The 11179-nt window shown below is 53.2% G+C and carries 4 protein-coding genes and 1 pseudogene; 4 read left to right on the top strand and 1 reads right to left on the bottom strand.

Features of this window, described 5'->3' with window-relative positions; all coding sequences use genetic code 11:
• Nucleotides 1–238 precede the first annotated feature (238 nt).
• Together H6F94_RS33610 and H6F94_RS19610 are read left to right on the top strand one after the other, a co-directional pair.
• Nucleotides 239–336 (top strand): annotated as a pseudogene (locus H6F94_RS33610) (DNA-binding response regulator); the annotation flags it as partial.
• Nucleotides 337–901: 565 nt separating this feature from the next.
• Nucleotides 902–4744 (top strand): ATP-binding protein, encoded by a 3843-nt coding sequence (locus H6F94_RS19610; protein WP_190803899.1) that lies wholly within the window; start codon nucleotides 902–904, stop codon nucleotides 4742–4744.
• Between the two features lie 97 nt (nucleotides 4745–4841).
• On the opposite strand, the gene H6F94_RS19605 is transcribed toward H6F94_RS19610, so the two are convergent.
• Nucleotides 4842–6986 (bottom strand): sensor histidine kinase, encoded by a 2145-nt coding sequence (locus H6F94_RS19605; protein WP_190803898.1) that lies wholly within the window; start codon nucleotides 6984–6986, stop codon nucleotides 4842–4844.
• Between the two features lie 560 nt (nucleotides 6987–7546).
• Here H6F94_RS19605 and H6F94_RS19600 point away from each other — a divergent pair.
• Nucleotides 7547–9760, top strand: a complete 2214-nt coding sequence (locus tag H6F94_RS19600; RefSeq protein ID WP_190803897.1) for a histidine kinase dimerization/phosphoacceptor domain -containing protein — start codon at nucleotides 7547–7549, stop codon at nucleotides 9758–9760.
• 4 nt (nucleotides 9761–9764) lie between these two features.
• Nucleotides 9765–10895 carry a hybrid sensor histidine kinase/response regulator gene (locus H6F94_RS19595; protein ID WP_190803896.1) on the top strand — a complete coding sequence of 377 codons (1131 nt, stop codon included), beginning with the start codon at nucleotides 9765–9767 and terminating at the stop codon, nucleotides 10893–10895.
• Nucleotides 10896–11179 lie beyond the last annotated feature (284 nt).

Raw genomic sequence — 11179 nt, 5'->3', positions numbered from 1 at the left:
TCTGTGGGGCGGCAGAGGCCTGGGATAATGGGGTAAAGAGTATTATCTGGCGTATTTTACAGGACGAACCTGCTGGACAGCAGGCATCATTACCTTGCTTCACTAATTCAGCAACAGAAGGGATTCACCCGGTTTGTCCTTTCCTTTAGTTTGCGGAACTCAACCCGTTTTTTTGTATCTTCTATCGCTCTACGCCGTTACATTAGTCGACCGTCACCCTCTTTGGGTATAAAAAATTGATAAAGTCCGCGCTTTTGAGGCAGGCGCAGATGATTACATTACTAAGCCCTTCATATCAGTGAACTCCTGAACCGTATTAGAGCTGTGCTCCGACGCCGTTCGGCAAATCACTCTTAATGATCAATCCTGATTATTAATTTAACTATGAGCTTAATCATAAACTTGAGCACAAGTCGGTAGAACAATGGGCTGATGACCTCGCATTTTACTCCACACTGTCGCGCAATTTTACACCACAAATCCCTGCCGTCATGGCAATAGCAGTGGCCTGGATGTAGCGATTGCCAAACGCATTTCTGAAACCCACAGTGGCAGTGTCAAGGCAAATAGCAGTGCGGTCAGGGAGCTGCTTTTACTGTTTGTCTGCTTCTATAAGAGCAGCCCAGAAAATGAGTTAGATAGCATTGTTAAATCATCAATTAATGACCTTTACATAGAGACAAAATAGATACAGAGTAGAGCTGAAGCGGTCACGCTTGCCCCTAATTGTCCAGAGGAGTGCAAGCTGATTTTCGTTAGAGTGGCATAAGGAGACGCAGCCGTCTGACTAGGCAAGTCTTTCTAGAATGTGAACATGGAGTCTGCTGCTCAACCACGGTTTCAGGGTGAACCAAGTCTTCAAGAGGAACCAAGTAGAGCCTCCTCGGAGCTAAGCTCTAACTTGCCCTCACCTCCAGACGATTTGGTGACAGGTAATGGAGCCCCGAATGATGCCACAGCGGCAGCGGTCTTAGCCAAGGGTGGCGGCATGGCTGAGCGCATCAGCTGCTTCGACTGGTCCAAAACTACGCTGGGACCGATGGCCACCTGGCCGCAAAGCCTCAAATCGCTAGTCAAAACACTGTTGGCCTCACGTTATCCCATGGTCCTTACCTGGGGCCCTGAGCTCATTCAGTTCTACAACGATGCCTACTCTCAGCTGATCGGCGATAAGCACCCCGCCGCGCTAGGCCTTGACATTCGCATCACCCTTGCCGAAGCCTGGGACACGCTCGGCCCGATGATCGAGGAAGTCATGGCGACAGGGGTGGCCAACTGGCTACCGGCGCTCATGCTGGTTATGGAGCGCTCCGGCTACCGCGAAGAGTCCTACTTCAGCGTTTCCCACGCTCCCGCTGAGGACGATTCCGGCCAAATCGTCGGCATGCTTGCCGTCTGTAGCGAGGTTACGCAGCAAATTCTAGGCGAACGGCGGCTGCGGCTGTTGCGCGATTTGGCAGCGAAGGCAGGCGAGACTCGCAGTGTGGAGGCAACCTGCCTCGATATCGTTGCAGCGATAGCCGCACACCCCCTCGATGTCCCCTTTGCACTCCTCTATCTGCACGAACCGGATGGCAAAACGCTTCGCCTGCATGGTGCGGTGGGGCTTCCAGTAGGCGAAGCTGCTAGTCCACAGTTGGTTGACCTCCGCAGCGGGCAGAACCAGATCCGGCCTCTAGAGCGTGCCTGTGCTGGCGAAACTGTCTTAGTTGAGGCAGTTGACGAGCACCTGGCTGTGGCGGGTGGTCCCTGGCAAGAGTTGGTTCACTCAGCTCTGGTCATGCCGATTGCCTCCTCTAGGCAAGCTGAACCGCTCGGCGTGCTCATCGCAGGCGTCAGTCCTAATCGCGCCCTCGACGAAGGCTACCGCTCGTTTTACGAGCTGCTGGTAGGTCAGGTGTCAGTTCTGGTGCGCAATGCTCAGGCTTACGAGGAAGAACGGCAGCGCGCGGAAGCTCTGGCTGAGCTGGACCGCGCTAAAACCACATTTTTCAGCAATGTGTCTCACGAGTTCCGCACGCCCCTCACGCTGATGTTGGGACCAGCGGAAGACGCGCTAGCCGATAGCGAAGCGCCACTGCCACCCCAGCAGCGTCAGCGCGTCGAAGTCCTGCACCGCAACAGCTTGCGCCTGCTCAAGTTAGTCAACACGCTTCTGGATTTCTCGCGCATTGAGGCAGACCGGGTTCAGGCCGTCTATGAGCCCACCGATCTCGCCACCCTCACCGCAGACCTGGCTAGTGTCTTTCGCTCAGCGATTGAGCGAGCCGGTCTAAGGCTAGTGGTGAACTGTCCCGCGCTACCGGAGCCCGTGCATGTGGACCGGGAAATGTGGGAAAAAATCGTTCTCAACCTACTCTCCAACGCCTTCAAGTTCACACTTGAGGGAGAAATCACCGTTGGTCTGCACTGGGCTGGAGAGGCGGTTGAGCTAGCGGTCCGCGATACCGGCACTGGCATTCCACAGCAAGAACTGCCGCACTTATTTGATCGCTTCCATCGCGTGCAAGGAGCACAGGGCCGGACCTACGAAGGCTCAGGCATTGGTCTATCTCTGGTGCAGGAGTTGGTCCATCTGCATGGCGGTACGGTGGAGGTCATTAGCGTTCTGGGCGAGGGCAGCACGTTTACCGTCAGCATTCCCACTGGCACTGCCCACCTTCCCTCTGAGCGCATCAACGCCGCTCGCAGCTTAGCCTCTACGGCCCTAGGGGCATCTCCCTTTGTTGAGGAAGCGCTGCGCTGGTTACCAGACGAGGCAGAAACCCAAGCTTGGCAACCAGACTCGATTGGCACCCCTGAACCTCCAACCTCCAACCGCCACCCTGCAAGCCGCAACTTGCAACAGTCTCGCATCCTTCTAGCCGACGACAACGCAGACATGCGCGATTATGTCCGGCGGCTACTGAGTGAGCAATATGCTGTAACGACGGTGGCGGATGGTGCGGCAGCTTTGGCAGCGATTCGGCACCAAATGCCAGACCTCGTTCTCAGCGACGTGATGATGCCAGGGCTAGACGGCTTTGAACTGGTGCGGCAATTGCGGGCCGATTCTCAAACTAGGGAGGTGCCGATCATCCTGCTGAGTGCTCGCGCTGGGGAGACAGAGGCCGTCGAAGGCTTAGCTGTGGGAGCAGATGACTACCTGATCAAGCCCTTCTCTGCCCGCGAGCTGCTGGCCCGCGTTGGTGCCACCTTAGAGATGGGCCAGTTGCGCCGGGAGGCGGCCCGCAGACGGATCGACAATATTCTCGAAAGCATTTCAGATGCCTTCATCGCCCTGGATCACGAGTGGCGTTACATCTATGTGAATCAGGAAGCAGAGCGGCTGTTGCGCAAACCCCGCGAGGAACTGCTGGGGCAAAGCGTGTGGCAGGCATTTCCAGCAATTATCGGATCAGCCTTCGAAACTAGTTTGCGACAGGCGGTTGCTGAGCAAGTCACGCTTGAAATCGAAGAGTTCTACGCCCCTTTCGCTGCCTGGTTTGAAGTCCACCTCTATCCCTCTCAAGAGGGCCTGTCGATCTATTTCCACGAAACCACTGAGCGGAAGCAAGCCCAGGAAGAGCTGAGATTGGCGACCGAGGCCATGCAGGCAAACCTGGCCCAGTTACAGGCCGTGGTTGAGAGCATGACTGAGGGATTGGTGATCGCTGACCCACAGGGCAATATTTTGACCTTCAACCCCACAGCGCTGGCCCTCCATGAGTACGACAGCGTTGAGCAGGTGCGCAGACACCTTAGAGAGTTCCCCGATACGTTTGAGGTTCGAAACCTGAGCGGCGAGTTAGTTCCAATCGCAGAGTGGCCTTTGGCACGGGCACTTGGAGGCGAGACCTTTTGCAATTATGAAGTGCAGGTTCGGCGTATCGATACCGGCAGAGTTTGGATCGGTAGTTATGGGGGTACGCCAGTACGAAATCAAGCAGGCGAAGTTATCCTGGCCACTGTCACCTTGCGCGACGTCACAGAACAAAAGCGTCTGGAATCCGAACGCGCTCAACTGCTGGCGCGGGAGCAAGCAGCCCGCGAACAGGCCGAGACTGCCAATCGCCTGAAGGATGAGTTTCTTACCACGCTCTCCCACGAGATTCGCACGCCGCTGAATGGCATCCTCGGTTGGGCACAAATGCTCAGACAGGGTAAGCTCAATGCTGCCACCACCGCCCGCGCTCTAGAGACGATTGAGCGTAATGCCAAGGTGCAGACCCAACTGATCGACGACCTACTAGATGTCTCCCGCATCATCCGCGGTCAGCTTCGCCTGGAGCTTCAACCGGTCGCCCTGCCTCTGGTCATTGAGTTGGCTCTGGAAACCGTCCAGCCAACAGCTCAAGCCAAAGCAATCGAGCTTCAGGCGGTGTTAGATGAGGGCAATCTTGGGCAAAGGCAGGTCTTAGGAGACGCCAACCGCTTGCAGCAGGTTGTGTGGAACTTGCTCACCAATGCCATTAAGTTCACCCCTAGCGGCGGAATGGTGCTGGTCCAGCTAGAGTACAGCGCCACCTGGGTGCAGCTTCAGGTCAGCGATACGGGCAAGGGCATCAAGCCTGAGTTCTTACCCTATGTCTTTGAGCGCTTCCGTCAGGCTGATGGCAGTATCACCCGCTCTCATGGCGGCCTAGGGCTAGGGCTGGCGATTGTGCGTCACATTGTCGAGCTGCATGGCGGCAGTGTGTGGGCTCACAGTTTGGGCGAGGGACAGGGAGCAACCTTCACGGTGCAGTTACCACTAAAGGATTAATTCTCCAACCCGGTCTTCCCTTGTCCTGCGGGAAGCGAATTAGTGAACAAATTTTGAGTTGGTGAATAAACTCTTGGCCAGAAGGTTTTGGACAAAACTATGCAAAAGGAGCAGCTAGAGGCAGCCAGACGGAGAATGTGCTGCCCTGCCCCGCCGCTGAAGTAAACGACACTGTACCGCCGTGCATCTCTGCCAGTCGTCGAGTGAGCGCTAGCCCTAGACCAGTTCCCTCATGTTGTCGATTGCTGCCGCCGTCCACCTGCTGGAAACTCTCAAACAGCAAGTATTGCTTTTCTGCCGGAATGCCAATGCCGGTATCTTGCACCGACAGGACCAGGTAGTCAGCAGCGGTTAAGACACGCTCACAGCTTGAGCTATCTTTCCCTCCCCCCCATTGAACTCCCGATTGAGCTGCTGGTTGATTTTGATCAGCTAGCTCTGCGGCTGTTGCAATACGCGTGCTCAAGGTGATGCTCCCCCCTTCTGGCGTAAACTTCACGGCGTTCGATAGGTAGTTCAGCAGCATTTGCGTCACACGCTGCGGGTCTACCACCACCCACTCGCAGGCTAAGGGCAGCTTCAGCACTAGTTGCTGCTGCTTGGCCTGAGCTCTGAGGGCTACCATCCGGATGGCGGACTTGCAGACTTGTGCCAACTCCACCGCTTCCAGATTGAGATCTAGCTTGCCAGCTTCAATCTTGGCCAGGTCGAGCAGATCGTTAATCAGACTCAGCAGATGCTCACCACTGCTGCGAATCAGGGATATATACTCCTGCTGCTTGGGGGTAAGGGGACCGAAGAACTGCTCTAGTAAGACCTTAGAGAAGCCGAGCACAGATGTCAGAGGTGTGCGTAGCTCGTGGGACATGTTGGTGAGAAACTCAGACTTGAGGCGGGAAGCTTCTTCTAACTGGTCATTTTGCTGTTGCAACTGGCAAGTGAGCGCTTGCAGTTTAGCTTCATCCTGTTTGCGATTAGTGATGTCGAGGCAGGAACCGATGTAACCGGCAAAACTGCCATCCGGCGTGAAGCGAGGAACACCTCGCTCCAAAATCCAGCAGTATTTGCCATCGGCACGACGCAAGCGGTACTCGGTTTCAAAAGGCAGCCGGGTATCGAAGGCTGAGAGGAACGTGCTTAGCAGGAATTGCTTGTCATCTGGGTGTATTCCTTCAACCCAGTTGTGGCCCAACTCTTGCTCTAAGCTTCGTCCTGTGAAGTCGAGCCAGGGTTGATTGACAAAGCTGCAGCAAGCCTGGGGGTCAGTCATCCAGACCATGACAGGAGCGCTGTCTGCCATGATCCGGAAGCGCGCTTCACTCTCCCGCAGAGCGGCCTCAATCTGCTGGCGTTCAGTAATATCGAGGGCAATCAAACCCACGCCGTAAATCTCACCAGCCGAGGTTTGCAGGGGGAACTTGACCTTCAAGTAAGTGTGCAAACCATCAGCACAGACAATCTTCTCTTCGAAGGTCATGGCTTTGCCTGCCTGGGTAATCGCCTGGTCCTCGGCTAAAAGCCGGGCAACCCGCTCAGGCGCAAAAAACTCGCTCAGGTGACGACCGGCAGGCTCTGGCTGACCTTGCGCAAATAACTGCCGCCAGCCTGGGCTGACGAGTTGGATTTGACCCTCAAGGTCATTAAGTGCAACAAAGCCTGGCATGTGCTCCAACATCGCTTGCAGTTGAGCCTGAGAAGCAGCCAATTTTGCCTCGGCCTGCTGACGGGCTAAAGCTGTGCGTTGCAAAGCAGCTAGGTTGCGCCGCAATTCCATCTGAGTGATGACCTGACGGGCCAGAATTCGCAGCGCCTCTATCTGATCGGGGCGCAGTTGACGGGGGCTATGGTCGATGACACAGAGCGAGCCTAGCGCGAAGCCCTGAGGATTGGTCAGAGGCATGCCCGCGTAGAAGCGAATGTGTGGGGCAGACGTAACTAGGGGATTGGCAGCAAAACGCTCGTCAGCCAGGGTATCTGGAATAATCAGCAGGTCAGGCTGCAGAATTGTGTGGGCGCAAAAGGCAGCGTCTCGTGGAGTTTCACAGACATCCAGTCCCACCTTCGACTTGAACCACTGGCGGTTCTCGTCAACGAGGCTGACCAAGGCAATGGGAGTGCCACAAATGTGGGCAGCCAAGCGAGTGAGATCATCGAAGTCTGATTCCGGAGCGGTGTCGAGAATCTCGTACTGGTGCAGTGCGTTGAGCCTGGTAGATTCGTCAGGGGGGAATGGCGCTTGCAAGTCTGAACGGGCCTCAGTGCGAACTCTAACCCTCCGTTTTAGGAGGAAAGTGAAGATAGGTACTACTTCACGAGCATTCCCCTAAACACTGCAACCCTAATCAGCACAGTAAGATTACTGACCCTGCCTTAGCGGGTTGTGTTTCCATTCTATGAGTAGTGATTGTTCTGTTCTAAGGCAACCCGAGAGCCGTTGTCGGACTTGGAGAATCTGAGGCCAATGCGAGCGAAAATAACGGGTGCTTCAGCAAGCCCTCTAAAGCAATTTCCTGCTGCGAGAGCGAATTGCAAGAACGAGTTTGAGACGGCGAGCTGCATGACGTTCTCCAACCTAGAGGGGCTTGCAAGTTTTGGGAATGGATGATCAGCTAGAGAAGAGGTTTTGAGTTCGTACTCAAGGGATGGTGCGAGTTGGGGCGATTGCCTCAGCTGAGAGGCATCAGGCCTTGAATCGTCCCAAACTAGAGTGAAGAGGTAGGGTAGTACAGTCAACAGAATCAACAGTGACAACAACCGTTTACTCTGGCTTGGGTCGAGGTCACGCTATGCAGCCAGTCCACTATGCAATTTAATCGCACAACTCGCAGTTCAGCCGTTAACCTGTTTGCCATTGAGCCTGCAATTGACTCTCGCCCCCTGACTGCGACCCCCGATGTCAGTGTGCTGGAGGCGGTAGGCATCATGGGCAAAGCGCGGGGGAGTTGTGCCTTGCCTAGCTTGGGCCTGCCTCCTAACTCAGCCCTGCTCACTGAAGCCCGGGCCAGTGCCATTTTGGTTGTAGAAGGCACTCAGCTACTCGGTATCTTGACAGCCCGGGAAGCCGTTCAACTCATTGCCTCAAATGAAGATTTAGAAGCGGTGAAAATTGCGGAAGTGATGAGCCAGCCAGCGACTCATCTGGTTCTATCTGAGGCTGAGGATATCTTCACAGCTCTAGCGCTGCTCCGTCAGCACCGAATTCGCCATTTACCCGTGCTCGATCAACAGGGACAACTGGCCGGCCTAATCAGCCTCGAAAGCATTCGGCGAGTCCTACAACTGGACGAACTCCTAAAGTCATGCCAGCTAGCGGAGGTCACGCCCACACCAGTCCTGCAAGCACCAGCTACAACCTCGGTCCTAGATCTAGCCCGCCTGATGGCAGAGAATCAAGCCGACTCTGTGCTGCTGACCGCGTTAGGAGGGGAGGCGGGAGCACAGGCAGTAGGGTCGGTACCAGTAGGGTTGATAACGGAGCACGATATTGTCCAGCTTCGAGCTTTGGGCCTAGAGCTGGAGCAGCTGCCAGTTCAAGGGTTGAGCACACCGTTACCGCTGTTCGATCCTTCGCAATCGGTACTAGCTGCCTTGTGGCAAACGCAGCAGCAACAAATGCATCAATTCCTGGTTTCCGACAGTGATGGCGAATTACTAGGTACCGTGACCTCAACGAGCATTCTGCAAACGCTGGATCTAGACCTAATGCGGAGCACGGTTGAGCAATTGCAGCACTCAGTCGAGCAGTTTGAAGCCGAAAAACACGCGGCTAAAACCAGTAACGCAGCCCTGGACGAACCGGCAGCCGAAAGCTCTTCTGGGCTACTCGAGCAGCTTGAGTGCAATCGCCTGTTAACGGCAATGGCGCTCCACATTCGAGAATCTCTGAACTTGGATGAGATTCTCAAAACAGCTGTGGCTGAGGTCAGGCAGTTCCTGCAAACGGATCGAGTGCTCATTTACCAGTTCAACCCAGATTTCAGTGGCACTGTTGTTGTCGAATCTGTTGCTGATGCCTGGCAACCTGCGTTAGGCAGCACGATTCAGGACACTTGCTTCGGTAAGAACTACGCTCACCTCTATAAAGAGGGACGGATTCAAGCAACTGAAGATATTTATGCCGCGGGTTTGACCCAATGCCACATCGACATTCTGGCACTGTTTGATATTCGGGCCAATCTTGTCGTTCCCATTCTTCAGGGAGAGCATTTGTGGGGGCTGCTGTGCGCTTATCACTGCTCGGAGCCAAGACGCTGGCGACAGCTTGAAGTTGAGCTACTGCAGCAGTTAGCAACCCACACAGCAATTGCCATTCAACAATCTGAGCTGTATCAACATGTCCAGGCCGAACTGGCTGAGCGCAAGCGAGCAGAGGAGCAAATTAAGGCAGCTCTCACAGAGAGAGAACTCCTGCTGAAAGAAATCCATCACCGGGTCAAAAACAACCTGCAAATTATCTCTACCCTGCTAGGGCTTCAATCTGGCTATGTCAAAGATGAACAAGCTCTGACAATGTTTAAGGACAGCCAGAATCGCATCCGGTCAATGGCGCTGATTCACGAAAAGCTATATCGCTCGAAGGATTTGTCTCGGATAGATTTTGCAGAGTATATCCTAGATTTGTCTAGCAATTTATTGCGTTCGTATACCGCAAGCTCACAAGAGGTTTCTCTCAAGGTAGAAGCCAAAGATATTTGGCTAAATATTGATACGGCTATTCCCTGCGGTCTAATCATTAATGAGCTAGTTTCTAACTCTCTAAAACATGCTTTCCCGGAGGTCAGTGATAAGAGTGAAATTCTAATTACCATTGTAGAAAGTGGCAACAGATTTGCCATGACCATCAGGGACAATGGAATTGGCTTTCCTCAAAATTTAGACTTTCGGAACACAGAGTCTCTAGGCCTGGAATTGGTCTGCACCCTCACAGAGCAATTGGAAGGAAATATTGAGCTTGATAGCGGTCAGGGCACAGCCTTTACAGTTACGTTTGCAGAGCTAGAAAGCGGAGAGGGGTGATTATATGGCGAATGTAAAAATCCTGATCGTTGAAGACGAAAGGATCGTTGCTAAGGGCATCGAGAAAAGCTTAAAAAAATTGGACTACATCGTCATAGGCAGCGTTGCCTCCGGCGAAGAAGCGGTTCGGAAAGCAGCCGAGACACAGCCAGACTTGATCTTGATGGATGTTCGACTGAGGGGCAACCTAGATGGCATAGAAGCGGCTGAGCAGATCCGAGCTAATTTTGATATTCCTGTAATTTATTTGACTGCTTATGCAGATGAAAATACCTTGCAGCGGGCTAAGCTGACAGAGCCATTCGGCTATATTGTCAAACCCTTTGACGAACGAGATCTCCATGCTGCAATTGAAGTAGCCTTGCGCAGACGTCTATCGGAAGTAGCTATTCGGGTGGCCCTACAGAAGGAAAAGGAGCTGAGCGAACTTAAATCCCGTTTCTGGTCGATGGTCGCTCACGAATTTCGTAACCCCATGACCTCTATTCTGTCTTCGGCTCAGTTACTGGAAAGGCACAATCGCGAATTACCAGAAGAGAGAAGACGGGAGTATTTATATGTAATTCAAAGATCTGTTGAAGCAATGGATCAGCTGCTGAATGATGTTTTAGCGCTTGGCAAAGCCGAAGGCGGTAGATTAGAATTCCGCCCTGCTCCTCTTGATTTAGAGAGCTTCTGTTGGGGATTGATTGAGGAGTTACAGTTCACAACCAGCTCAGACCATCACATTGTCTTCGTGAGCCAGGGACAGTGCGTGGATGTTTGTCTAGATGCCAATCTTTTGCGACATATTCTGAGCAATCTGCTTTCTAATGCAATCAAGTATTCCCCTCGGGGAGGCAATGTCTATTTAGAGCTTTCCTGCCCCAATGAAGAGGCCGTCTTCCAGGTGAGAGACACCGGCATTGGCATTCCTCCAGCCGATCAACTACACATGTTTGAAGCTTTTCATCGAGCTGAGAATGTTGGCAGGATTCCTGGTACGGGTTTGGGCCTAACGATGGTCCAAAAATGCCTAGAGTTACACCGGGGTCAGATTTCAGTCAACAGTGAACTTGGCGCTGGTACAGTTTTTACCGTGAAGCTGCCCCTCAATCGTGATCTGTTAGTCGCCAATCAACCACTAAGTCATTAATTAGCAAAGCCATTAAATTTTAAATAAATTCTAAAACCGTCAGCCAACAATTTTAAAATAATTCCTTTAGTAACAGCGAAAATCTTTAAAGCTTTATCTTCCAGGCTTTGTACGGGAAGCGTTTTGTACGGGAAGCATTGAAGATAGCAGAAGATTTAGCTGCTCACCTTTGCTCTAGAAAACACCTGACCAACAGGGTTTGCTTTCACCCCATTTGTTCCTGTCCACCAACCCGGCGTCTTGACTCAATACTTATCATCTTGTTGCCCTGCTTCTTCTAAAAT

This window comes from Leptolyngbya sp. FACHB-261 (assembly GCF_014696065.1).
Lineage (GTDB): Bacteria > Cyanobacteriota > Cyanobacteriia > FACHB-261 > FACHB-261 > FACHB-261.
The sequence above is the reverse complement of the archived record's forward strand: the minus strand, read 5'-3'. Positions and strand labels throughout refer to the sequence as shown.

What these genes read in the sequence shown, in the direction of transcription:
- H6F94_RS19600 (WP_190803897.1), top strand. Translation starts at nt 7,547, where the DNA reads ATGCAATTTAATCGCACAACTCGCAGTTCAGCCGTTAACCTGTTTGCC.
- H6F94_RS19595 (WP_190803896.1), top strand. Translation starts at nt 9,765, where the DNA reads ATGGCGAATGTAAAAATCCTGATCGTTGAAGACGAAAGGATCGTTGCT.